Consider the following 24,813-nt stretch of genomic DNA (forward strand, 5'->3'; position numbering starts at 1 on the left):
ATGGGACTATTCGACTTTCTCAAGGCCAAGAAGAACACCGCCGAGACGGCCAAGAACCGCCTGCAGATCATCATCGCGCAGGAACGCAACCACCGCGGCGGCCCGGATTACCTGCCGCTGCTGCAGCGCGAACTGCTGGAAGTGATCAAGAAGTACGTCAATATCGACGCCGACGCGGTCAAGGTGGACCTGGTCAAGGACGGCGAACACGACGTGCTCGATATCTCGGTGGCATTGCCGGAAGGGCCGACGCCCTGACCCGGGCAGCGCGCTGCGGTCGTGGATAGCGACCGTGGCGCGCAGCCTGCGCCGCGTTGTTCGGTGGTGTGTTCGACATAACGTCCCCACGAAAATGCACTGCGGCGCCCGAAATGCGCCATGGTTGCGTGCACCACCCCAGCTGCGCTCACCGAACGCACGAGTTCGAGCGGCACGGCAGTCGCGCTGCCGGCCGGCCCAACCGCCGCCAATGCGTTGCCGATTGCCTCTCGCGCCGCCTCTCCTTCCCGACCTCACGATGCAGACCGACGACTCCCGCTCCGCACCCGCTGCCGAGGTCCTGACCGTCGGCGCCATCGGCCTGGACGCGCCGCGCGCGCTGCTGGCCCGGCATGGGCTGATGCTGCACCGGGTCGCCGACGGCGCCAAGATTCCCGGCAGCTACTGGGGCGAACCGGAAGCCGGCGTGATCGCCAGCGACGTGTACGTGCGTGACGACACGCCGGTGCACTCGCTGCTGCACGAAGCCTGCCACCTGATCGTGCTGCCGCCGGAACGGCGCGCGCTGGTGCATACCGACGCCACCGACTCGGTCGAGGAAGAGGACGCCACCTGCTACCTGCAGATCGTGCTGGCCGACGCGCTGCCCGGCGTCGGCAGCGCGCGGCTGATGGCCGACATGGATACCTGGGGCTACACCTACCGGCTGGGTTCGACACGGGCCTGGTTCGAACAGGACGCCGAAGACGCGCGCGCCTGGCTGCTGCAGCGCGGACTGTTGCCGCAGCAGGCCTGAGGCCCGCGCAAGCAATCCCTCGACTTCCGAATTCTTGCAGGAGCGGCTGCAGCCGCGACGAACGAAACATGATGCCAACCAGCTACGCATGCAGTCGGGACTGAAGTCCCTCCCACAGTGCACCAGCCAATTCGCCGCAAGCCACTGTGGGAGCGACTTCAGCCGCGACGAACGAAGCACGGATGCCAACCGGCCACGCATGCAGTCGGGACTGAAGCCCCTCCCACAGTGCACCCAGCCAATCTGCCGCAAGCCACTGTAGGAGCGGCTTCAGCCGCGATGAACGAAGCAACGATACCAACCGGCTACGCGTGCAGTCGGGACTGAAGTCCCTCCCACAGTGCACCAGCCAATCTGCCGCAAGCCACTGTAGGAGCGGCTTCGGCCGCGACGAACGAAGTACCGATGCCAACCGGCTACGGATGGCAGTCGGGACTGAAGTCCCTCCCACAGCGCACCCAGCCAATCTGCCGCAGGTCACTGTGGGAGCGACTTCAGTCGCGACGAACGAAGCGGGATAGCGCCCAGGCTTCGGATGCCGTCAGGGCACGGATGCCAACTCAGCTGCGGACGAAGTCGCGGCTGAAGCCGCTCCTACAGGTTGCGCTACAGGCTGCGCTGCCAGAGCCGCAATGCCGATGCCGCTTCGGTGCGAGCGCGGCAACGCGCTACGCCGTGCCAGCGTCCTTCAATGCCGGACGCAGATCCAATGTCGCCCGCGTGCCCTGCCCCGCATCCGAATCCAGTTGCAGCGACCAGCCCAGGTGCTCGCACAGGCGCGCGATCAGGTCCAGGCCGATGCCGCTGCCCTCGCGGCCGCCGCCGCGGGCCATGCGCATGTAGATGGCGCTGATCTCTTCCGGCGCCATGCCGTGGCCGGGGTCGTCGATGCGCACCACGCCCGGCGCCGGCATCGCGATCTGGATCACGCCCTGGTCGCTGTTCTCGATGGCGTTGCGCAGCAGGTTGCCGATCGCCGCCTGCACGATCGCCAGCGGCGCCAGCACCTCGCACGGCGGCAACGGCGCCAGCACCAGCTCCAGGCGCTTGTCGGCGCACAGGTGGCGATGGTCTTCGACGATGTCCGGCAGCAACTGGTCCAGGCGCACCAGGTCGCTGCCGCGCGCCAGCCGCGCCGGATCCTTGGCCAGCACCAGCAGCAACGAAATCAATTGGCCGACGCCGCTGGCGGTGCGACGGATGCGCAGCAGCTGGTTGCGCGCGCTGGGCGGGATGTCGGACTGCTCCAGCGCCAGTTCTGCGGCGCCGCCGATCACCGCCACCGGCGTGCGCAGTTCGTGGCTGGTGCTGTCGATGAAGGCGCGCTCGCGCTCGACGAACAGGTCGTTGCGCAGCAGGTAGTCGTTCAGCGCATCGGCGATCACCACCTGTTCGGCGCTGGCGCGCGGATGCACGTCGATGCGCTGGCCCGGCCGGTCCGGGCGCAGGCTGCCGATGCGTTGCGCCATGTCGGTGAGCGGCTGCACCACCCGGCCCAGGCCCCAGGCCACCAGCGCGCCGAGCAGCAGCACCGCGATCACGTTGGACAGCAGCATCCACAGCGCCAGGTTCTCCTCGTGCTTCTGCAGTTCGGTGATGTCCAGCGACAGCGCCAGGCGGCGGCCGTGCACGTCCTGCACCAGCACCACCTTGTCGCGGCCTTCCAGCGGCACGTCGTCGTGCAGGCCCGGCGCCAGCGCCGCCACCGTCGGCGGCAGCGGCTCGCCGCCTTCGTCGCCGTACAGGCTCACGGTGCGGGTGTCGATCCAGCGATAGTCCGGATCGACCGCGCTGCGCGCCAGGAAATGTTCCAGTTCGGAGCTGAGCAGCGAACGCCAGGTCAGCTGCTCGGCCTGGTCGTTGACGATGTAGCCGTGCACGAACACCGCCAGCGACAGCAACGCCGCATAGCCGACCAGCCACAGGGTGATGCGCTGCCGCAGCCCGGTCCTACGCGGCATGCTCTTGCTCGTGCGGGTCCACCACCGCAAGCCGGTAGCCGATGCGCGGCAGGGTGTGGATCAGCTTGGCCGCGAACGGGCCATCCACGCTGCGCCGCAGGTCGTAGATATGCGAGCGCAGCATGTCGCCGTCCGGCGGCTCGTCGCCCCACAGCGCCTGCTCCAGGCGGTCGCGAGTGACCGCAGCCGGGCTGGCCTGCATCAGCACTTCCAGCAACTTGCGGCAGGCCGGATACAGGTGCAGGGTGCGGCCGCCGCGGGTCGCCTCCAGCGTGCCCAGGTCCAGTTGCAGGTCGCCCACGCGCAGCAGCTTGCTGCGGCCGCGGCCGTTGGCGCGCAGCAGCAGCGCCTCCAGCCGCACTTCCAGTTCCGGCAGCGCGAACGGCTTGGTCAGGTAATCGTCGGCGCCGGCGCGGAAACCGGCGATCTTGTCCGGCAGCTCGTCGCGCGCGGTGAGCATGATCACCGGCACTTCGGCGTGGTGCTGCTCGCGCATCGCGCGCAGCACCTGCGGCCCGTCCAGGCGCGGCAGCATCCAGTCCAGGATCACCGCGTCGTAATGCTGGGTGGTGGCCAGGTGCAGGCCGGTGACGCCGTCCGGCGCCGCGTCCAGGGTGTGGCCGCGCACCTCGAAATAATCGAACAGGTTCGCGACCAGGTTCCGGTTGTCCTCTATCACCAACAGCCGCATGGCACTCGCTCGCATTCCGGGACGACGGGGGATGGCGCCATGCTAGCGGATGCGCGTCGGAACGCGGTCGGAACGCTGCGTCTTGATCGAATCTCGATGAAACCTGGACGGAACCCGAATACCGCGACGGCAACCTGGGCTGAAGCGCCGCGCCTGCGGCGCCCCAATCCGACCGGTCTCCGACAAGCAGCGCAACACCATGACACACGCCACCGTTCGCGCGTCCAGCCCGCCTGCACCCATGCACAGCCCCTCCCTGCCCCTGCCCGCCGTTTCCGTGCTGCCCGCGCCGTCGGCGTTCTATCGCCGGCATCTGTGGCTGCCGCTGGCCGCGGCGCTGCTGGCCAGCACCGTACTGATGGGCCTGGGCGGCGACTTCTGGTTCGCCGACCTGCTGTACCGCTGGGAAGGCGGCCACTGGGCGCTGAAGAACGCGGCGCTGACCCGCAGCCTGATCCATCACGACGGCAAGCTGCTCAGCACCCTGGCCTGGGTGGCGACCGCCGCCCTGGCGGTCTGGGCCTGGCGCCGCGCCGACGGCCAGCGCTACCGGCTGCCGCTGCTGTACCTGGCGCTGGCGGTGGCGTTGAGCACCGGCGTGGTGTCGCTGCTGAAGTCGCTGACCCACATGGACTGCCCGTGGGATCTGAGCCGCTACGGCGGCCACCTGCCCTACATCGGCCTGTTCGAGGCGCGGCCGGCCGGCATGCCGCACGCGGCCTGTTTCCCGGCCGGGCATTCCAGCGCCGGCTATGCCTGGGTGGCGCTGTATTTCGTCGCACTGGCGCTGAAGCCGGCCTGGCGCTGGCCGGCGCTGGCGGTCGGGCTCGGCGCCGGATTGCTGTTCGGCCTCGGCCAGCAGCTGCGCGGCGCCCACTTCCTCTCCCACGATCTGTGGACGCTGTCCCTGAGTTGGGGCGTGGCCTTGGGCCTGTACCGCGTTCTGCTGTGGCAGCCGCAGGTTTCGGCCCGATCCATGCATGTGGCTTTGCCTACCGTGAAGGAAAGCCGCGCATGAGCATGTCCCTGCCCCATCCCGGCAGCCAGTCCCGGACCCACTGGTGGAGTTATCGCCCACTGCTCAGCAACGAAGCGCTGGCGCTGGCGGCCAGCGCGTTCTTCGCCCTGGTCTGCAACGGCATGTTCTGGCGCAGCGCGATGAGCGGCCATCCCGGCGACCTGAAGCTGGGCCTGTCGCTGTTCCTGCTGCTGCTGTCGGTGCACGGGCTGCTGCTGGGCCTGCTGCTGTGGCGCGGCGTGGCCAAGCCGGTGCTGAGCGTGCTGCTGCTCACCACCGCGTTCGCCGCGCACTACATGAACAGCTACAGCGTCTACCTGGACGCGGACATGCTGCGCAACGTGCTGGCCACCGACCACAAGGAATCGCGCGAACTGATGACCCCGGCGCTGATCGCGCCGCTGCTGTTCTACGCCGCGCTGCCGATCCTGGCGCTGTGGCGGCTGCGCCTGATCCGGCGCCCGCCGGGCAGGGCGCTGGCGATCCGCGCCGGCTTCCTGCTGGCGATGCTGGCGCTGGGCGGCGTCGGCGCGATGCTGTCGTTCCAGGACCTGTCGGCGATGATGCGCAACCACCGCGAGATCCGCTACCTGGCCACGCCGATCAACTATCTGGTCGCGTTGCGGCAGAACCTGAAATCCGACAGCCCCACGCACAAGGCGCCGAAGCTGCCGCTGGAACACGATGCGATCGCCACGCCGCGCGCGCCCGGCGGCAAGCCGCGCCTGCTGGTGGTGGTGCTTGGCGAAACCGCGCGCGCGCAGAACTGGGGCTTGAACGGCTACGTGCGCCAGACCACGCCGCAGCTGGCGCAGCTGGGCGTGATCAACTTCCCCGACATGCATTCGTGCGGCACCAGCACCGAGGTCTCGGTGCCGTGCATGTTCTCCCCGTTCGGCCGCCACGACTACAACGAAGGCAACATCCGCAAGCACCAGTCGCTGCTGCATGTGCTCGAGCACGCCGGCATCGCCACGCTGTGGCGCGACAACCAGTCCGGCTGCAAGGGCGTGTGCGACGGCCTGACGATCCAGCGCCTGGACGACGCCAAGGACCCGCAACTGTGCAAGGACGGCCGCTGCATGGACGAGATCCTGCTGCAGGATCTGGCCACCCAGGTGCGCGCCAAGCCCGGCGACCGCGTGGTCGTGCTGCACCAGCTCGGCAGCCACGGCCCCAGCTATTTCGAACGCTATCCGGCCAGCTTCCGCCGCTTCACGCCCACCTGCGATACCGCCGACCTGGGCAACTGCAGCCGCGAGCAGATCGCCAGCGCCTACGACAACTCGCTGCTGTACACCGACCACCTGCTGGCGCGCACCGTGTCCACGCTGGAGGCGATGCCCGACTACGACACCGCGATGATCTACCTGTCCGACCACGGCGAATCGCTGGGCGAGAAGGGCCTGTACCTGCACGGCGTGCCGTATGCGATCGCCCCGCAGGAGCAGACCCACGTGCCGATGGTGATGTGGTTCTCGCCCGGCTTCGCCAGCGACCGCGGCCTGGACCTGGCCTGCGTGCGTGCGCGTTCGCGCCAGTACGCCGACCAGGACAACCTGTTCCCGTCGGTGCTGGGGCTGATGCAGGTCAAGACCGGGGTCTACGAACGTTCGCGCGACCTGTTCGCGCCTTGCGCGGGTAGCGGCAGCGCAATCGCCGCCGGCACCGGAAGCCGCTAAGCGACGGCAGTGGCGGCGCGCCACCTGCGCAGTCGGCGCGGGCGGCCCTTGCGGCGGGCGGGGCGGACCACTAGCCTCGTCGCATTCGTCACCCAAGGGATCCGCCGTGAACCACCGCCCTCTGCTGCTTGCGCTGTGCATCGGCGCGAGCGTGCTTGCGCTGTCCGCGTGCCGCAAGGAAGCGACCACCGAGCCCGACACCGCGCCGGCACCGGCCGCGCCCGGCGAGAGCGCCGACCAGTTCGTCGCCCGCATCAACGATGAATACCGCGCGCTGCTGCCGGAGCTGACCTCGGCGCAGTGGCTGTCGATCACCTACATCAACGGCGATTCGGAGCGGCTGGTATCCAAGGCCAACGAGCGCTGGCTGACCACGCTCAATGGCTGGATCGCGCAGGCCAAGCGCTACGAAGGCAAGCCGATGTCCGCCGACAGCGCGCGTGCGCTGCAGCTGCTGAAGCTGATGACCGCGATGCCGGCGCCGCGCGACCCGGCCAAGCTGGCCGAACTGGCCACGCTGGCCTCGAAGATGGAAGGCGCGTATGGCGCGGCCGCCTATTGCACCGGCGAAGGCGACGCGCGCCGCTGCCGGCAGCTGGGCGAATTGGAGGACGTGCTGCGCCGCAGCCGCGACTACGACCAGCAGCTCGACGCGTGGCAGGGCTGGCACGGCACCGCGCAGCCGATGCGCCAGGACTACCAGCGCTTCGTCGAACTGGTCAACGAAGGCGCGCGCGAGATGGGCTACGCCGACACCGGCGCGATGTGGCGCAGCGGCTACGACATGCCGCCGGCGCAGATCGCCGCCGAGACCGATCGGCTGTGGGCCCAAGTCAAGCCGCTGTACGAGCAACTGCACTGCTACACCCGCGGCAAGCTCGACGCCGAGTACGGCAAGGACAAGGGCGAGGTCGCCGGCGGCCTGCTGCCGGCGCACCTGCTCGGCAACATGTGGCAGCAGGACTGGAGCAACCTGTGGGACCTGCTGCAGCCCTACCCCGGCGCCGGCAGCCTGGACATCACCGACACGCTGGAGAAGCAGTATCAGAGCAACCTCGGCGCGGCGCTGGCGCGGCGCAATGGCGACACCTCGCCGGAAGCGCGGTTCATGGCCCAGCGCGACGCGCAGCTGCAGAGCGCCAAGCAGATGACCGAGCGCGCGCAGGATTTCTACACCTCGCTGGCGATGCCCAAACTGCCCGACAGCTACTGGGCGCGCAGCCAGTTCATCAAGCCGCTGGAGCGCAACGTGGTCTGCCACGCCAGCGCCTGGGACATGAACATGGCCGGCGACGTGCGCACCAAGATGTGCATCAAGCCGAACGAGGAAGACTTCACCACCATCTACCACGAGCTCGGCCACATCTATTACGACCTTGCCTACAATCCCCTGCCGCCGCTGTTCCAGGGCGGCGCCAACGACGGTTTCCACGAGGCGATCGGCGACACCATCGTGCTGGCGATGACCCCGCAGTACCTGCATTCGATCGGCCTGGTGGAGGCGCCGCAGCTCAGCCGCGAAGCGCTGATCAACGCGCAGATGCGCATGGCCTTGGCAAAAGTGTCGTTCCTGCCGTTCGGCCTGATGATCGACCGCTGGCGCTGGGGCGTGTTCGACGGCTCGATCGCGCCGGAGCACTACAACCAGGCCTGGTGGGAACTGAAGGCCAAGTACCAGGGCGTGGCCCCGCCGACGGCGCGCGGCGAGGACTTCTTCGATCCCGGCGCCAAGTACCACGTGCCCGGCAACACCCCGTACACCCGCTACTTCCTGTCGCACATCCTGCAGTTCCAGTTCTACAAGGGTCTGTGCGACGCGGCCGGCCACAAGGGCCCGCTGTACGAATGCACCTTCTACGGCAACAAGGAGGCCGGGCAGAAATTCTGGTCGATGCTGCAGCGTGGCGGCAGCCAGCCGTGGCAGCAGACGCTGAAGGAACTGACCGGCAACGACAAGCTCGACGCCGCCCCGCTGCTGGAATACTTCGCGCCGATGCAGGAGTGGCTCAAGCAGCAGAACCAGGGGCAGATGTGCGGGTGGGAGGCGCCGAAGGCGGTGCAGGCTGCCGCCGCGGCGACGCCCGTGCCCGCTACGACTGCGCCGAAGCCACAGTAATCGCCGCGGCGCGGCAGGCACCCCACCGACTCAATCGTCCGCCAGCCGCGCCCAACGCTCATGGTCGCGCCACACCCCGCCAATGCGCAGGTAGCGCGGCGAATAGCCTTCGTGGCGAAAACCTGCGCGTTTGACCAGCGCCAGCGAACGCGTGTTGTCCGGCTGGATATTGGCCTCCACGCGGTGCAGGCCCAGTTCGGAAAACGCGAAGGCCACGCACAGCCGCAACGCGTGGGTCATCAGTCCGCGGCCTTCGCAGCCGGTCATCGCGTGGTAACCCAGATAGGCGCTCTGGAAACAGCCGCCGACCACTTGGCTGAAGGTGAACAGGCCGGCGACCTCGCCGCTGTCGCGCGCGCGCGCCAGCAATGCGACGTTGCTGCCGTCCAGGGTCTGCGCGTACCAGGCGTTGAAGCCGGGCACGTCGGTGAACGGATACGTCCACGGATGATGCAGGGCGGTGCTGGCGCGGTGCGCCTGGATCAGCGCCAGGCCGTCGCGGCGCCGTACCCGCGCCAGCGACACGGCGGCGTCGGCGGCCTGGCTCGCGCTCTGGCCCATGGCTCAGCCCGGCAGCGCCGCGCCGGCGCCGCGCTGCATGACCTGCGCGTGGCGGTCCTTGAACTCGTCGAAGCTCAGCCCCTGCGCCTGCGCATCGGCGTGCGCGGCGTCCTTCAGCGCATCCGAGTACACCAGCCGCACCGGCGTGCCGGCGCGCTCGTGCAGTTCCGCGGCCTGCATGATCAGCGACAGCACCTGCGCCGCGCTCTCGCTCTGCCCGGCGATGCGCCCGTCCATGCCCAGCACCCACTCGCCGTCGCGGCGCACGATGCCGGCCAGCAGCGTGCGCTGCTGGTCGCGCAGCTCGGCGTGCGGTTCGATCGCGGTGGCCGCAGCAGCGGCGGCCTCGCTGCGGTGGCGCAGGCGTTCGGCAAGCTTCTTGCGCACGTCGCGGCGCTGCTTGGACTGGATGGACATGCAATTTCCTCAACGATGACCCGGCGACGATAGCCCAACCGCGGCGCCGGCGTCACACCGGATCGGCCGGCTCCAGCTGCGGCACCTGGCTGCCGGGCCGCGGCAGGCGCTTGCCGCTGCGCCGTTCCCAGCGCCAGAAGCCCCAGCCGATCAGGAAGAACGCGCCCGAGCCCAGCGCCAGGTGCATCGGCCGGCCGCTGAGCAGCGGCGACAGCACCCCGGCCACCACGGTGTTGAGCATCAACTGGGTGAAGGCCTGCAGCGACGAGGCCAGCCCGCGCTGGCGCGGGTACATGTCCAGCACCGCCAGCGCCAGGATCGGGAAGATCAGCGCCATGCCCAGGCCGGCGACGAAGATCGGCAGCACCGCCCACGGCAGCGCGATCTGCGGCGCGATCGCGGTATAGGCGATGTTGCCGACCATCGACACGCCGCAGCAGATGAAGCCGATGCGCACCTGCCGCATCGGCCCGATGCGCCCGGCCATGCGCCCGGACAGGAACGAACCCAGGGTCATGCCGCCGATGGTGGGAATGAACAGCCAGGCGAAATCGCGCTCGGTGCGGTGCAGCAGGTCGATCATGAACACCGGCGCCGAAGCGATGTACAGGAACACGCCGGCGAAGTTGAACGCGCCGGCGGCGGCCAGGCGCTGGAAGCGCGCGTTGAACGCGATGGCGATGTAGTCGCGCAGCAGCGTGCGCGGCGCCAGCGGCGTGCGCGCCTCCAACGGATGCGTCTCCGGCATCCAGCGCAGCGTGGCGACCAGCAACAGCAGCGAGAACCCCACCAGGAACCAGAAGATCAGCGGCCAGCCGGCACCGGTGGCCAGGATCCAGCCGCCGATGATCGGCGCGATCGCCGGAGCGATGCCGAAGATCATCGACACCTGGCTCATCAGCCGCTGCGCGTCGTGGCCCTGGTACATGTCCCGGATCACCGCGCGGCCGACGATCATGCCCACCCCGGCGGAAACCCCCTGCAGCGCGCGGAACGCCAGCAGCGTGCTCAGGTCGCGCGACAACGCGCAGCCGGCCGAGGCCAGCACGAACACCACCAGCCCGCCGACGATCACCCGCTTGCGGCCCCAGGCGTCGGACAGCGGCCCGTGCGCCAGGCCCATCAGCGCGTAGGCCAGCAGGTACACGCTGACCGTCTGCTGGATCGCCACCGGATCGGCGCGCAGGCGCTGCGCCAGCTGCGGGAACGCCGGGAAGATGGTGTCGATCGAGAACGGGCCGAACATCGCCAGCCCGGCCAGCAGCAATGCCAGGCGGCGGGTCGAGATCGTCGGGAGCGTCATGCGCAGGATCCTGGAAAGCCGGCCGCACGCAGCCCGGGCGGGCGAACACGCGACGACACCGTCCAAGGGACGGAACGATGGGAAAAGGAATGCCGCCATGATAAACCCTGGCCGATGCCGCGTTAAGCGCCGACCGCGCAGGGCATATCGATGCGACCGGGATGGCCTCCACATGAAGCTGCGGCAGCAGGCCGCTACGGTTCAGCAAGCCGGCGCAAAGGCCGCCGCAGCCATGCCTGGGCCGGCCCCGTGGGCGCCGCCAGCCACGCTATAATCGCCGGGCAGCATGGTGGGAGAAGCGGGGCGACCCGCTGCCGAAGGCGCAAACGCCCGTAATCGCTCAGGCCCGATACCACCCGCACCAAGACTCTGGAGAGACCGGTCCAACCCGGCGCCGAAGGGGCACGAAGCGCAGCGCAGCCCGCCGCCGCTTCCAAACTCTCAGGCAAAAGGACAGAGGGGCAGTGGGAAGACATGTGGCTTCCCGTCGGTCGTGTCCGCAGCTGCGGCCGACGGCGGCATCCGTGCGTCCTCCGCCCTTCGTGCCCTCCTCTGCCGGACGACCGCCATGTCTAACACCCCCTCGCTGCGCGACCTCGAACACCACTCGGCCTTCGTCGAACGCCACATCGGCCCGAACGACGCCGAGATCGCGCACATGCTGCGCACCGTCGGCCACGATTCGCTGGAGGCGCTGACCGACGCCATCGTGCCGGGCAAGATCAAGTCGCCGCTGCCGCTGGCGCTGCCCGAGGCGATCACCGAAGAGGAAGCGCTGGCCAAGATCGGCGCCATCGCCGACAAGAACCAGGTGCTGCGCAGCTTCATCGGCCAGGGCTATTACGGCACCCATACGCCGAAGGTGATCCTGCGCAACATCCTCGAGAACCCGGCCTGGTACACCGCCTACACGCCGTACCAGGCGGAGATCTCGCAGGGCCGCATGGAAGCGCTGATCAACTTCCAGACCATGTGCGCGGACCTGACCGGCATGGAGATCGCCAATGCCTCGCTGCTGGACGAGGCCACCGCCGCGGCCGAGGCGATGACCCTGGCCAAGCGCTCGGCCAAGTCCAAGTCCGACACCTTCTTCGTGCACGACGCGGTGCATCCGCAGACCCTGGAACTGCTGCGCACCCGCGCCGAGCCGCTGGGCATCGTGCTGCGCGTGGGCACGCCGGAAGAAGCGCTGCAGGCCGAGTGCTTCGGCGTGCTGCTGCAGTACCCCGACAGCTTCGGCCATATCGGCGACCACAAGGCGCTGGCCGGCGCGGTGCATGCGCAGGGCGGCCTGGTCGCGGTGGCCACCGACCTGCTCGCGCTGACCCTGATCGCCGCACCCGGCGAATGGGGCGCGGACATCGTGGTCGGCAACTCGCAGCGCTTCGGCGTGCCGTTCGGCTTCGGCGGCCCGCACGCCGCGTTCATGGCCTGCCGCGACGCCTACAAGCGCTCGATGCCGGGGCGCCTGATCGGCGTGTCGATCGATGCCGCCGGCAACCCCGCCTATCGCCTCACCCTGCAGACCCGCGAGCAGCACATCCGCCGCGAGAAGGCTACCTCCAACATCTGCACCGCGCAGGTGCTGCTGGCGGTGATGGCCTCGATGTACGCGGTCTACCACGGTCCCGACGGCCTGACCCGCATCGCGCGGCGCACGCATCGCCTGGCCGCGATCCTGGCCGCGGCGCTGCGCAGCGCCGGCATCAGCGTCGGCGAGCGCTTCTTCGACACCCTGCACGTCAAGGCGATCGACGCCGAGGCGATCCACGCCAAGGCGCGCGCGGCCGGCATCAACCTGCGCGCGATCGACAGCGAGGCGGTGGGCATCAGCCTGGACGAGACCAGCACCCGCGCCGACGTGGTCGCGCTGGCGCAACTGTTCGGCGCGAGCGCCGATGTCGATGCGCTCGATGCGGCCACTGCCGACGCATTGCCGCAAGACCTCAAGCGCAGCAGCGCGTTCCTGCAGCACCCGGTGTTCAACACCCACCACAGCGAACACGAACTGCTGCGCTACATGCGCGCGCTGGCCGACAAGGACCTGGCGATGGATCGCACCATGATCCCGCTGGGCAGCTGCACGATGAAGCTCAACGCCACCGCCGAGATGATCCCGGTGACCTGGCCGCAGTTCGGCGCGATCCATCCGCTGGCGCCGGCCGAGCAATCCACCGGCTACGCGCAGCTGATCGGCGAACTGGAAGCGATGCTGGTCGAATGCACCGGCTACGACGCGGTGAGCCTGCAGCCCAACTCCGGCGCGCAGGGCGAATACGCCGGTCTGCTGGCGATCCGCGCCTACCACCGCGCGCGCGGCGAGGCGCATCGCGACATCTGCCTGATCCCCGAATCGGCGCACGGCACCAACCCGGCCTCGGCGCAGATGTGCGGCATGAAGGTCGTGGTCACCAAGTGCGACGCCAACGGCAACGTCGATGTCGACGACATCCGCGCCCAGGCCGAGAAGTACAGCGAGCGCCTGGCCGCGCTGATGATCACTTACCCGTCCACCCACGGCGTGTTCGAGGAAGACGTGGTGGCGATCTGCGAGGCGGTGCATGCGCACGGCGGCCAGGTCTACACCGACGGCGCCAACATGAACGCCCTGGTCGGCGTGGCCAAGCCCGGCAAGTGGGGCTCGGACGTGTCGCACCTGAACCTGCACAAGACCTTCTGCATCCCGCACGGCGGCGGCGGCCCGGGCGTGGGGCCGTGCGCGGTGAAGTCGCATCTGGCGCCCTACCTGCCGAAGACCCTGGGCGGCGAAGGCGACGTCGGCATGGTCAGCGCGGCCAGCTTCGGCAGCGCCTCGATCCTGCCGATCAGCTGGATGTACATCACCATGATGGGCAACGCCGGGCTGCGTAAGGCGACCCAGGTCGCGCTGCTCAACGCCAACTACATCGCCAAGCGCCTGGCCCCGCATTACAAGACGCTGTACACCGGCCGCAACGGCCTGGTCGCGCACGAGTGCATCCTCGACGTGCGTCCACTGGAGAAGAGCACCGGCATCGGCGCCGAGGACGTGGCCAAGCGCCTGATCGACTTCGGCTTCCACGCGCCGACGCTGAGCTTCCCGGTCGCCGGCACGCTGATGGTGGAGCCGACCGAGAGCGAATCGCTGCACGAACTGGATCGCTTCATCGACGCGATGATCCAGATCCGCGAAGAGATCGCTGCGATCGAGGACGGCCGCCTGGACCGCGAGGACAACCCGCTCAAGCACGCCCCGCACACCGCCGCGCAGGTCACCGCCGGCGAGTGGACGCATGCCTATCCGCGTGAGCTGGCCGCGTTCCCGCTGCCCACGCTCAAGCAGGCCAAGTACTGGCCGCCGGTGGCGCGAGTGGACAACGTCTACGGCGACAAGCACGTGATGTGCGCGTGCATCCCGGTGGATGCGTACAAGGACGACGTGGTGGCGTAACGCTCCGCGATCGCAGACGCACGCCAGAACCAGCCGCGGATTCCGCGGCTGGTTTTCTTTTGCCGCACGCTCTGCAAACTGGCCGGGTGCGGCGCGTCCAATGCACGCCCCGACCGCTCCAGACGCTGCGCTCAGTCGCGCTCCACGCCGGGATCGAAGGCCAGGCCGTCGCCGATCTGCTCGAGGCAGCGCAGCGGCTGCTTGGGCAGCTGCCGCCACTGCGTGCGCAGCGCGTCGTTTTCGATGCTGCCGTCACTCACCTTGGCCTTGCCGGTCAGGTAGTTCACGCTGATGTCGTGGACTTCGCCGCTGCCGCGATGCATGCCGTGCACGTCGTAGCCGATCAGCTGGAAACAGCCCTCCCGATAGCGGAACCGGAACGTGGTTTCGGACGTGCTCCAGCTGCCGGCGCTGGAGAACTGGTGCAAATTCACCGAGAACGCGCCGCGCGCGATGGCCGGTTCGCCGCCTTCGAGGTAATCCTCCATGTTCGGCGCGTCCGGGCGCGGGATCAGCGCGTGATCGCGCAGCGCCAGCCGGTAACCATCGCCCTCGGCGAAGGCCACCGCCAGCATGCGTGGATTGGTGTCGAAGCGATCCGGGCCGAAGCCGGTGTTGTCCAGCACATTACGCGGATTGGCCATCTTCAGCACCAGCAGCAGATCCGCGCGGCCATCGCCGTTCAGATCGCCGCGGCGTTCGACCTCCAGCTTCCAGCCGCTCGGCACGAATGCGGCGGCATCGCGGCCCTGCGCGGGCAACTGCGGATAGACCACCGCAGGCGGATCCAGCGCTTGCGCGGCACCGGCGACGGCCAGCAACAGGGGGAACCACGGCCAGGCGGAGGTGTGCGTCATAGCGGATCGAGCGTGCAGGAAGGAACCGCGATGGTGGCACGATTCGGCGGCGCTCTCGCGCAGCGTTTGCCGCGTGCGCTCAGCCCGGCGCGGCGACGCCGTGCGTCTCCGCCGCCGCGTCCTGCGCATGCGCGCAGCAGTTGCGGCCATTGCGCTTGGCGCGGTACAGCGCGGCGTCGGCGTGGTGCAGCAGATCGATCGCCGCCTCGGCGCTGGCCGGATGGGTGGCGATGCCGATGCTGACCGTGACCACGCCCAGCGGACTGGCCGGGTGCGGAATCTGCCGCTGCTCGATCGTCGCCAGCAGGCGCCGCGCGATCGCATGCGCGGCATCGGCCACGGTGTCCGGCAACACCACCGCGAATTCTTCGCCGCCGTAGCGCGCCACCGTGGCGGTGTGCGCGGGCAAGGCTTCGGCCAGCGCGGTGGCCACCTCCACCAGGCAGGCATCGCCGACCACGTGGCCGTGGCTGTCGTTGAACTGCTTGAAGAAATCGATGTCGATCATCAGCAGCGAACAGTCCAGGCCGTCGTCCAGGTCGCGCAGCCGCGCCGCCAGGCCGACCCGGTTGGCGATGCCGGTCAGCGGATCGCGCGCCACCTGCTGCTGCAGGCGGCGCGTGCCCAGGCGGCTCAGCCGCTGGATTTCCAGGTGCTCGCTGTGCAGGAACGCCACGTGCACCCCGTATACCGCCACCGCCGCGGTGGCCGCGGCCATGCCCCAGAAGAAGCTCACCCGCGACACGCTGATCGCCAGCAACAGCACCGCCAGCGAGAACACGATCGGCGCGAACGCGGCGATCAGTTCCGCGCTGCGCATGCTCGGCCGCGCGTGGCGCAGCCAGCGCCCCCGCGGCAGCGACGCCACCAGCACCAGCGCCATGCCGGGCAGATCGATCAGCAGCCCGCCCCACCATGGCAACCCGGCCAGTTCGATGCGGTTGTACAGCGCCGTCACTGCCGCGTTGGCCCACAGGTAGGCGCTGGCGCTGAGATAGAAGTGGCGGCGGCTGCAGCCGCCGGCGCCGAGCAGGCGCAGCGTGGCCATCGACGCGAGCAGCAGACCCATCGCATCGGCGTGATTGATGATCAGGCTGACGTCCGGTTCGGAGAACCCGTTGCTGGACGACAGCGCCAGGTCGATCAGCAGGAACAGCAAGCCGGCGCCGACCAGCGCCAGCATCGCGTCCAATGCCACCACCAGCCGCGGCTGCGGCCGGTTGAACGAGCGCGCGATCAGGAACAGCGCCGGCACCATCGACGAGCCGGAAAACATCACGCCCAGCACTTGCAGCGTCGGACCGTGCTGCGGCACCAGCAGCGCCAGCAGGTTGCAGCCGGTCCACAGCATCTGCACCCCGACCACGCCACCCAGCAGCCGCCACGGCCAGCGGTCCACCGCCGGCGCGCGGCGCAGCCGGCGCAACACGGCCAGCACCGCCATCGCCTGCACCGCCAGTCCGCACCACTGCGCCGCAGGCGCAGCGCTGCCGCTCGCATGCGCGGCCAGCGCATGGGCGAGCAACAACCCGATCACGACGATGGGCAAGAACACGTTCGGTCTCCGTCGCACGCCATGCTGCGTTGCATCGGCCGCTGCCGCTGCGCCGTCCCCGCGCTCGCGGCCCCCTGGAAGGAGCGGCGCGCAACGCACTATCGGCCGCGCGGCGCCGTCCTGTAGCGCCAGCTTAGCGGCAATGCCACGCCGTTCGGCGCTTGCGGCGTCCCGATGGCCAGCGGCAGCGGGTACGCCCGCGCTGCGCCGCAGCTGCCGCAGGCGACGCCAGGCGGCGACGCGGCGCATCGGTACACAGCGATACACGCCGCGCGCGCAGCGGCGCTTTGTGCGAACTGCAACACATGCCGCAGCAGCGTCCTCACGCCACGCTCGGACAGGTTGCACGGACCGTTCACGGCTGCCGGCACAGCATCGGTCGGACGCCTTACCCACTCTCTTCCGCGCAGCTGCAGCCATTCCCAGCGCGACTCCTTCCTGCCGTCCCCGCCTCATCCCCCGGAGCGCTCATCCATGGCCAGCCCTCGCAAGCCCAGCAAATCCAGCACGCCCGTCGATACCAGCGCCGTCGCCGACCAGCGCGGTCGCGGCGACGAACTGCATCAGCACGCCGGCGGCACGCATCCGCCGCTGACCACCAACCAGGGCATCCCGATCGCCGACAACCAGAACTCGCTGCGCGCCACGCCGCGCGGACCGACACTCCTGGAAGACTTCATCCTGCGCGAGAAGATCACCCACTTCGACCACGAACGCATCCCCGAGCGCATCGTGCACGCGCGCGGCAGCGCCGCGCACGGCTATTTCGAGCTGACCGCCTCGCTGGACACCTACACCACCGCCAAGATCCTCACCGAGGTCGGGGTGAAGACGCCGGTGTTCACCCGCTTCTCCACCGTCGCTGGCGGCGCCGGTTCGGTGGACACGCCGCGCGACGTGCGCGGTTTCGCGGTCAAGTTCTACACCAAGGAAGGCAACTGGGACCTGGTCGGCAACAACATCCCGGTGTTCTTCATCCAGGACGCGATCAAGTTCCCGGACCTGATCCACGCGGTGAAGATGGAGCCGGACCGCGGCTTTCCGCAGGCGGCCAGCGCGCACGACACGTTCTGGGATTTCATCTCGCTGACCCCAGAATCGCTGCACATGATCATGTGGGCGATGAGCGACCGCACCATTCCGCGCTCGCTGCGCATGATCGAAGGCTTCGGCATCCACAGCTTCCGCCTGCTCGACGGCAACGGCAACAGCACCTTCGTCAAGTTCCACTGGCGGCCCAAGCTCGGCCTGCAATCCACGCTGTGGGACGAGGCGGTGAAGCTGGCCGGCGCCGATCCGGACTTCCATCGCCGCGATCTGTTCGAAGCGATCCAGCAAGGCGATTTCCCGGAATGGGAGCTGGGCGTGCAGCTGTTCACCGAGGAAGAGGCCGACAAGTTCCCGTTCGACCATCTGGATTCGACCAAGCTGATTCCCGAGGAACTGGTGCCGCTGAAGATCGTCGGGCGCATGGTGCTGGACCGCTGGCCGGACAACTTCTTCGCCGAGACCGAGCAGGTGGCGTACTGCCCGGCCAACATCGCCCCCGGCATCGATTTCTCCAACGATCCGCTGCTGCAGGGCCGCCTGTTCTCCTACCTGGATACCCAGCTCAGCCGGCTGGGCGGGCCGAACTTCCACCAGATCCCGATCAACGCGCCGAAGTGCCCGTTCGCCAACATGCAGCGCGACGGGCACATGCAGATGGGCGTGCCCAAGGGCCGCGTCGCCTACGAACCCAGCTCGCTGCAGGACGACACCCCGCGCGAAAGCGCGCGTGGCTTCCCCAGCCACGCCACGCCGAGCGAGGACGGCGCCAAGGGCCGCGTGCGCGCCGAGAGCTTCGCCGATCACTACAGCCAGGCGCGCATGTTCTTCCGCAGCCAGAGCAAGCCGGAACAGGCGCACGTCGCCTCGGCGCTGGTGTTCGAGCTGTCGAAGGTGGAGACCGCGCATGTGCGTGAGGCGGTGGTCGGGCACCTGCGCCACGTCGATCAGGCACTGGCGCAGCGCGTGGCCGATGGCCTGGGCATGGACGCGTTGCCGCCGGCACCGCCGGCCGCGGTCGCGCCGCAGGACATGCCGCCGTCGCCGGCGCTGCAACTGATCGGCAAGATGAAGCACACCCTGCAGGGCCGCGCGATCGGCATCCTGGTCCACGACGGCTCCGACGCGGCGACGGTGAAGGCCCTGCAGAAGGCGGCGCGCGACGCCGGCGCCACGGTCAAGATCGTGGCGCCGAAGCTCGGTGGCGCCAAGCTCAGCGACGGCAAGAAGCTGGCCGCGGACGGGCAGCTGGCCGGCACCCCGTCATTCGTGTTCGACGCGGTGGCGGTGGTGCTGTCGGCCGAGGTCGGCAAGCAGCTGAGCAAGGAATCGGCGGCGGTCGATTTCGTCAGCAACGCCTTCGCGCACCTGAAGGCGATCGCCGCCGATGCCGGGGCGCAGCCGCTGCTGAAGGCCGGCAACGTGGTCAAGGACGCCGGCGTACTCGATGCCGGCAACGCCAAGGGCTTCATCGAGGCCGCCAAGACCCGCCAGTGGGACCGCGAACCGAAGCTGCGCATGCTCGCCTGAGCCTGCGTCGCTGGCGTCAGCCTTGCCCCGACCGCGCCATGCCTTCGCATGGCGCGGTTTTCGTTTGCGGTGGGGCGGCGGGCCTGGGGTGCAGCGCTGGTTTTTCCGGTGGGACATAGCACCGTTCTCGATCGGGCCCGCGCGGCGGCGCCCGATCGGTGTCATGGCCGCGGAGGTGGTCCAACACGGCTCCCCCAGAGCCGCCGAACGGCGTTCCCGACCTCCGGAATCGGGACGGATGCGGGCGCCGGAAATTGCCCTGTCTAATTTTTCGCCAGGTCTCTTGACAGTCTTGTGGCACGTGGCCGCGACGGGCTTATCCACACCCTTATGCAGAAGTCATCCACACCCCCTGTGGACAACGGCGCGCTCGCCGGCGCAGCGGAAGCCATGGGGCAAGTGCTTGAAAAACAAAAGAAACCACTTGACACCTATTGACAAACGCGGATCCACGGCCGGGCCGGCTGCTGTCTCGCAACAAATCCGAGACAAAACTTATCCCGAGGCCCGTCCGCTGCGGGCGCGGTTTTGCGTTTCTGGCTGAATGCGCGTTGCCCTGGCGGTGGTGATGCCCTGCGCAGGCTGTTGGGTCGTCGCTGTCATAGGACGGACATGGGAGCGGCTCTGGCGCTCGGTAGCTGTTCTGGCTATGCATCCCGGCTGTTCCCTTCTCCCACCGGGACCATGGCCCCCTTTTCGGGGAAGGTGCCCCGAAGGGGCGGATGAGGGTCCGGGCGTAGCCTCGTGCACCCAAACTCCGCGAGCCGCTTCGCGCCGTACCCTCACCCCAACCCCTCTCCCGGCGGGAGAGGGGCTACGGCTGCTCCCTTCTCCCATCGGGAGAAGGTGCCCCGAAGGGGCGGATGAGGGTACGGGCGAAGCCTCGTGCACCCAAATTCCGCGAGTCGCTTCGCGCCGGACCCTCACCCCCAACCCCTCTCCCGGGGGAGAGGGGCTTAGGCTGTTCCCTTCTCCCACCGGGAGAAGGTGCCCCGCAGGGGCGGATGAGGGTACGGGCGCAGCCTCGTGCACCCAAACTCCACGAGCCGCTTCGCGCCGTACCCTCACCCCAACCCCTCTCTCCCACGGGACTTCCTTCGGTCGCCGACGGGAGAGGGGCTATGCACCTCGGCTCAAGCCAGCACGTCGCCACCCGGCGTGGGCAGCAGCGATTCGGCCAGGCTGCGCTCCATCTGCTTCAGGTAGTCGCTGAAGCCGCCGCGTGCCCGCGCCACGCGCCTGGCGCTGGTAACCACCACCGGCTGCGCGCGGCGCGCGATCCGCGCCTGCACGCGCACCATCGCCTCGACCAGGGCCACGTCCTCGTGTGCGGCCAGCGGCAGGAAGCCGCCGCAGCGCCGGTACAGGTCGGCACTGAGGCCCAGGTTGGCGCCATGCACGTGCGGGTGGTCGTCGCGGCGGCATTCGCCGGCGCGGTAGGCATCGCGCAGCGCGCTGCCGTAGTCGTCCCAGTCGCCGACCGTGACGATGCCGCAGAACGCGTCGCTGGCGCAGTCCAGCTGCGCCGACAGCCAGTTCGCCGGCACCACCGAATCGGCGTCGGTACACGCCAGCCAGCGGGCGCCCGCGGCCAGCGCGGCTTCGGCCGCCGCCGCGCGCGCGCTGCCGACATTGCCGGACTGCAGCACGATGGCCTGCGCGCCGTGTGCGGCCACGATGCCGGCGCTGCCGTCGCTGCAGCGGTCCAGGGCGACGAACACCTGCACCGCCTCGCCGCGCAGGCCCGCGCATTGCGCCGCCAGCGCCACCGAGCGCAGGCAGGCGCCGATCAGCCGTTCTTCGTCGTGCGCCGGAATCAGGACCGCGATCAACGCAGCCGCTCCGCGGCCGCGACCGAATACGGGGTGGCGCTCCAAGCTTCGAGCAGCACGTCGTCGTCCTCGTAGCGCAGCAGGCGCGGCAGCTGCAGGGTCTGCGCCAGGCAGGCGTGCACCGCGCGCCCGTCCATGCACGCCTGCGCGAACGGATGCAGCCAGTGGCAGGCGACCAGCACGCCCTGCTCCGTCAACGACGCGCGCAGGCGCTGGCTGCAGTCCTGCAGCAGCGGCAACGGCAGGTAGTAGCCGACCTCGCTGAACACGATCAGATCGAACCGGCCCGGCGGCCAGCTGCGCGGATGCTCGGCCTGTTGCACGTGCACGTGCGCGGAGTGCGCATTGCGTTGCGCGGCCAGGGCCACCGCGCGCTCGGACAGGTCGGTGGCCAGCAGCGCGTCGCAGCGCGGTGCCAGCGCCGCCGTCAGCTCGCCGTTGGAGCAACCCAGTTCCCAGGCGCGTTCGAAACGTGCGCGCGGCAGGCTGGCCAGCAACAGGTCGCGCTTGCGCGCCTCGTACCAGCGTTCGCGATAGCCGAACGGATCGTCGTCGCGGTAGATGTCGCCGAAATACTCCTGCACCGCGCTCATGCGACAAAGACTTCGAAGCGACGCGCGAAACGTTCCAGCACCTGCGGCGGCAGGATCGGCGCCGGCACCGCCGGTTGCGCGGTACCCAGCTGCGAGGCGAAGCAGCGCAGCGCCTGTTGCTTGGCCTGCCAGTCGGCGTCGTCCAGCGCGTAGCGGACCGCGCCAGGCAGCGCCTGTTGCGGCGCACCGGCGTCCATCCAGTGCCAGGCCCAGACCGGGAATTCGGCCATGCGCGCATCGCCGGCGGCGACAGCGCGCCGCACCGCGCGCGCAGTGGCTTCGTGGTCCGGATGGCCGTCGTGGCGCCACGTCGTCAGCACCAGATCGCCGGCGTGCAGGTGCGCGTGGATCTGTTCGGCGACCACGAATTCGCGCTGGCCGACCTGGCCGTCGGCGATGCGCAGGTGGCAGATCGCAGCGGCGTCCAGGCCCAGGCACTGTGCGGCGGCGGCCAGCTCGGCGCGGCGCACGTCGCGCAGGCGCTGCGGCGTCCAGTAAGGATCGCCGGGATAGCACGCCTCGCCATCGGTCACCGCGATCAGGCACACCGGCAGGCGCAGCCGCCGCGCGCAGGCGACCGCGCCGCCGCAGCCCAGCGCTTCGTCGTCCGGATGCGGCGACACCACCACCAAGCGGCCAGCGCCAGCGAGCAGGTCTTCGATCCGGCGCTGCGGCAAGGCCGCCAGCCACGGCGAGCGCTGCCACGCCGACTCGGGCGTGCCGTCGCCGTGAATCTGCGCCGCGCTCACAGCCGCCATGGCTGCACCTGGTCGGCCAGCGTCTGGCCCAGCGCCGCCCAATCGTGTTCGGCATGGCTCTGGCGCACGAACACGGCCAGGTCGGCGCAGCGCATGGCATGTTCGCGGTCGCTGCACAGTGGTGCCGGGCCCAAAGCGCGGCCGACACGATCCAGCACGTCGGTGGCGGCGCGTTCCACGAACGAGCGCAGCCGGATCACCGCATGCCGGTGATCGTGTTCGGGCGCCGCGTCGATCGCCGCGGCCAGTTCGCGCAGCAGCGCGCGCGCCGCGCCGAGCTGCTGGTCGATCGCGCCCAGGTGCATCGCCGCATGCGCATCGCGCTGCAGCTTGGGATGCGCGCGCAGGCGCTCTGCCACCGCGGCCGCCGCGCCGAACCAGCACGCGGCGATGCCGGCGCCGCCATGCCAGAACCCCGGACGCGCCAGATACTGGCCCGGCGCACCGATCGCGCTGGCCGGCACGGCATTGAACGTCACCGGCCCGCTGACCACGCGCGCCATGCCGACCGCCGCCCAGGCCTGCGTATCGATGGCAATGCCGGGCAGGCCCAATTGCACCTGCACCAGTTGCTGATGGTCATGGTCGTGCGCGGTGAGCAGCGCGCAATCGACCATGCCGGCACCGGAGCACCAGGCCTTGCGGCCGTGCACTTCGCCACGCCCGGCATCGCTGCGGTAGGCAAGACGTGCATCCGGCGCTTCGGCGGCCCACACCGCGAACAGTTGCCCAGGCGCAGGCGCTGCGGCGCCGAGCTCGGCCAGGATCGCCTGCGCGTCGTAATGCGCCTCCAGCACCTTGGCCAGGCACACATCGGTCGCGGCGATCTCGGCCAGGATCCGCCAGCGATCCAGGGTATTGCCGGCGCCGGGCAGCGGCAGCTGCGGATAGCGTTCGAGCACGCGCAAGGCGGCGCGGCGCAGATTGCACCCATCGCCCAATGCGGCAGGGGAAAGCAGGTCGGTCAAGGAAGTCTCTCTGGCAAGTCGGCAAACGACACAGGCGATACCGCGACGGATGCGCGGCAGGCGATGCGAAGGTGCGCGATCACAGCAGGCACCGCGCCCACGCAGCGTGTGCACGCCGCACGCTGACGTGCACATCGATAAAGAGTTCATGCACGGTGCCTGCCTCGGCCACCGTCGGCTGCGTGCAGCGCGACGGCAGCGAGGCGACGGTCGAGCCGGGTTACGGCGTCAGGATCACCTTGCGGCAGTCCTGTTCCTTCTTGTCGAAGATCGCGTAACCGTCGGCGGCCTGCGCCAGGCTCAGCCGATGGGTGATGATCTCGTTCGGCTTGAGCCGGCCTTCGCCGATATGCTCCAGCAGTTCCGGCAGGAAACGCTGCACGTGGGTCTGGCCCATCTTGAAGGTCAGGCCCTTGTCGAAGGCATCGCCGAACAGGAAGCCATGGATGAAACCGGCATACACGCCGGGCACGCTCACCGTGCCGCCGCGGCGCGTGGCGGCGATGCAGTGGCGCAACGCGGTGCCGCTGCTGCCTTCCAGCTTCAGCGTGGCCATCACCGTTTCCACGGTGCTGCCCTTGGCCTCGAAGCCGACCGCGTCGATGCTGGCATCCACGCCGCGGCCGTCGGTCTGGCCGACGATGATGTCGGCCGGATCGTCGATCTGTTCGAAATTGAGCGGAATCACGCCATAGGTCTTCTGCGCGAAATCCAGCCGGTACTGATAGCGGTCGACCATGAAGATGCGCTCGGCGCCGAGCATGCGGCAGCAGGCGGCGGTCATCAGCCCGACCGGGCCGGCGCCGAAGATCGCCACGGTGCTGCCCTGGCCGACGCCGGCGTTGAGCGCGGCCTGGTAGCCGGTGGGCAGGATGTCGGACAGGAACAGCACCTGCTCGTCGTGCAGCGCGTCCGGCACCACCAGCGGGCCGACGTTGGCCTTGGGCACGCGCACGTATTCGGCCTGGCCGCCGGCCACGCCGCCGTACAGGTGGCTGTAGCCGAACAGCGCTGCTGGCGGGCGGATGCCCTTCTGGTTCAGTGCGGCGCCCTTGCCGGTGTTGGTGGTCTCGCAGGCGGCGTATTCGGTCAGGCGACAGTGGAAGCACTCCCCGCAGGCGATCACGAACGGGATCACCACGCGGTCGCCCTTCTTCACTCGCGTCACCTCGGGGCCAACGTCTTCGACCACGCCCATGAACTCGTGGCCGAGCACGTCGCCGCTGTGCAGGTCGGGGATCTTGCCGCGATACAGGTGCAGGTCGGAGCCGCAGATCGCGGTGGCGGTGACCCGCAGCACGATGTCGTCGGCATCGATCAGCACCGGATCGGGAACGGTTTCCACGCGCACGTCCTTGGTGCCGTGATAGGTGAGAGCTTGCATCGGATGGTGTCCTCTTGCGACGTCGTGGACCGCAGTGTTGCCGCAGGCGACGTGCAACCGGGGTGACCATGCCGTGAGGCCAGCGTGGCGGGATC

General features: G+C 69.3%; 19 protein-coding genes and 1 riboswitch. Of the genes, 7 read left to right on the forward strand and 12 right to left on the reverse strand.

Annotation, left to right across the window (positions count from 1 at the left end; all coding sequences use genetic code 11):
- Positions 1 to 258 (forward strand): cell division topological specificity factor MinE, encoded by a 258-nt coding sequence (gene minE / locus HEP73_RS15815; RefSeq protein WP_009608870.1) that lies wholly within the window; start codon positions 1 to 3, stop codon positions 256 to 258.
- 259 nt (positions 259 to 517) lie between these two features.
- Positions 518 to 1,015: a hypothetical protein gene (locus HEP73_RS15820; protein ID WP_185820701.1), complete on the forward strand. Its 498-nt coding sequence runs from the start codon at positions 518 to 520 to the stop codon at positions 1,013 to 1,015.
- A 668-nt stretch (positions 1,016 to 1,683) separates the two neighbouring features.
- On the opposite strand, the gene HEP73_RS15825 is transcribed toward HEP73_RS15820, so the two are convergent.
- Both HEP73_RS15825 and HEP73_RS15830 read right to left on the reverse strand, forming a co-directional pair.
- The gene (locus HEP73_RS15825; protein ID WP_185820702.1) at positions 1,684 to 2,976 is read right to left on the reverse strand and encodes a sensor histidine kinase; all 1,293 of its coding nucleotides are present in this window, start codon (positions 2,974 to 2,976) and stop codon (positions 1,684 to 1,686) included.
- Positions 2,966 to 3,667, reverse strand: a complete 702-nt coding sequence (locus HEP73_RS15830) for a response regulator transcription factor (RefSeq protein WP_053838720.1) — start codon at positions 3,665 to 3,667, stop codon at positions 2,966 to 2,968. Before HEP73_RS15830 ends, HEP73_RS15825 begins: the two co-directional genes overlap by 11 nt.
- Positions 3,668 to 3,866: 199 nt before the next feature.
- On the opposite strand from HEP73_RS15830, the gene HEP73_RS15835 reads away from it, so the two are divergent.
- From HEP73_RS15835 to HEP73_RS15845, 3 genes are all read left to right on the forward strand, one after another.
- The gene (locus HEP73_RS15835; RefSeq protein ID WP_458309624.1) at positions 3,867 to 4,685 is read left to right on the forward strand and encodes a phosphatase PAP2 family protein; all 819 of its coding nucleotides are present in this window, start codon (positions 3,867 to 3,869) and stop codon (positions 4,683 to 4,685) included.
- A complete protein-coding gene (locus HEP73_RS15840) occupies positions 4,682 to 6,367 on the forward strand; it encodes a phosphoethanolamine transferase (RefSeq protein WP_185820704.1) in 1,686 nt (561 codons plus the stop codon). Before HEP73_RS15835 ends, HEP73_RS15840 begins: the two co-directional genes overlap by 4 nt.
- Before the next feature lie 106 nt (positions 6,368 to 6,473).
- Positions 6,474 to 8,483: a M2 family metallopeptidase gene (locus HEP73_RS15845; protein WP_185820705.1), complete on the forward strand. Its 2,010-nt coding sequence runs from the start codon at positions 6,474 to 6,476 to the stop codon at positions 8,481 to 8,483.
- Between the two features lie 30 nt (positions 8,484 to 8,513).
- Here HEP73_RS15845 and HEP73_RS15850 read toward each other — a convergent pair whose 3' ends face one another.
- The 3 genes from HEP73_RS15850 to HEP73_RS15860 are packed head-to-tail and all read right to left on the reverse strand — an operon-like array spanning position 8,514 to position 10,764.
- Entirely contained in the window at positions 8,514 to 9,044 is a 531-nt protein-coding gene (locus HEP73_RS15850) for a GNAT family N-acetyltransferase (RefSeq protein WP_185820706.1), read from the reverse strand.
- A gap of 3 nt (positions 9,045 to 9,047) precedes the next feature.
- On the reverse strand, positions 9,048 to 9,461 hold the full coding sequence (locus tag HEP73_RS15855) for a hypothetical protein (protein ID WP_185813546.1): 414 nt from the start codon (positions 9,459 to 9,461) through the stop codon (positions 9,048 to 9,050).
- A gap of 52 nt (positions 9,462 to 9,513) precedes the next feature.
- Positions 9,514 to 10,764 carry a multidrug effflux MFS transporter gene (locus tag HEP73_RS15860; RefSeq protein WP_185820707.1) on the reverse strand — a complete coding sequence of 417 codons (1,251 nt, stop codon included), beginning with the start codon at positions 10,762 to 10,764 and terminating at the stop codon, positions 9,514 to 9,516.
- Between the two features lie 359 nt (positions 10,765 to 11,123).
- A riboswitch (glycine riboswitch) is annotated at positions 11,124 to 11,231 on the forward strand.
- Between the two features lie 101 nt (positions 11,232 to 11,332).
- Here HEP73_RS15860 and gcvP point away from each other — a divergent pair.
- Positions 11,333 to 14,194 (forward strand): aminomethyl-transferring glycine dehydrogenase, encoded by a 2,862-nt coding sequence (gene gcvP, locus HEP73_RS15865; RefSeq protein ID WP_185820708.1) that lies wholly within the window; start codon positions 11,333 to 11,335, stop codon positions 14,192 to 14,194.
- A 131-nt stretch (positions 14,195 to 14,325) separates the two neighbouring features.
- Here gcvP and HEP73_RS15870 read toward each other — a convergent pair whose 3' ends face one another.
- Positions 14,326 to 15,051, reverse strand: coding sequence for a hypothetical protein (locus tag HEP73_RS15870; protein ID WP_185820709.1), 726 nt, complete (start codon positions 15,049 to 15,051; stop codon positions 14,326 to 14,328).
- Between the two features lie 79 nt (positions 15,052 to 15,130).
- The gene (locus HEP73_RS15875; RefSeq protein WP_185820710.1) at positions 15,131 to 16,606 is read right to left on the reverse strand and encodes a GGDEF domain-containing protein; all 1,476 of its coding nucleotides are present in this window, start codon (positions 16,604 to 16,606) and stop codon (positions 15,131 to 15,133) included.
- Positions 16,607 to 17,080: 474 nt separating this feature from the next.
- On the opposite strand from HEP73_RS15875, the gene HEP73_RS15880 reads away from it, so the two are divergent.
- Entirely contained in the window at positions 17,081 to 19,183 is a 2,103-nt protein-coding gene (locus HEP73_RS15880) for a catalase (protein WP_185820711.1), read from the forward strand.
- Positions 19,184 to 20,316: 1,133 nt separating this feature from the next.
- Here HEP73_RS15880 and HEP73_RS15885 read toward each other — a convergent pair.
- The 5 genes from HEP73_RS15885 to HEP73_RS15905 all read right to left on the reverse strand — a co-directional run bounded on the left by HEP73_RS15885 (position 20,317) and on the right by HEP73_RS15905 (position 24,718).
- Complete coding sequence (locus HEP73_RS15885; RefSeq protein WP_185820712.1) at positions 20,317 to 21,015, reverse strand: glycosyltransferase family 2 protein; 699 nt, start codon at positions 21,013 to 21,015, stop codon at positions 20,317 to 20,319.
- On the reverse strand, positions 21,012 to 21,608 hold the full coding sequence (locus HEP73_RS15890; RefSeq protein ID WP_185820713.1) for a class I SAM-dependent DNA methyltransferase: 597 nt from the start codon (positions 21,606 to 21,608) through the stop codon (positions 21,012 to 21,014). The genes HEP73_RS15885 and HEP73_RS15890 overlap by 4 nt, the downstream gene beginning before the upstream one ends.
- On the reverse strand, positions 21,605 to 22,366 hold the full coding sequence (locus tag HEP73_RS15895; protein WP_185820714.1) for a PIG-L deacetylase family protein: 762 nt from the start codon (positions 22,364 to 22,366) through the stop codon (positions 21,605 to 21,607). The genes HEP73_RS15890 and HEP73_RS15895 overlap by 4 nt, the downstream gene beginning before the upstream one ends.
- On the reverse strand, positions 22,354 to 23,334 hold the full coding sequence (locus tag HEP73_RS15900; protein ID WP_255423524.1) for an acyl-CoA dehydrogenase family protein: 981 nt from the start codon (positions 23,332 to 23,334) through the stop codon (positions 22,354 to 22,356). Before HEP73_RS15900 ends, HEP73_RS15895 begins: the two co-directional genes overlap by 13 nt.
- 220 nt (positions 23,335 to 23,554) lie before the next feature.
- Entirely contained in the window at positions 23,555 to 24,718 is a 1,164-nt protein-coding gene (locus HEP73_RS15905; RefSeq protein ID WP_185820715.1) for a zinc-dependent alcohol dehydrogenase, read from the reverse strand.
- Positions 24,719 to 24,813: the final 95 nt, after the last annotated feature.

Origin of the sequence: Xanthomonas sp. GW (genome assembly GCF_014236815.1) — a bacterium.
Taxonomy (GTDB): Bacteria; Pseudomonadota; Gammaproteobacteria; order Xanthomonadales; family Xanthomonadaceae; genus Xanthomonas_A.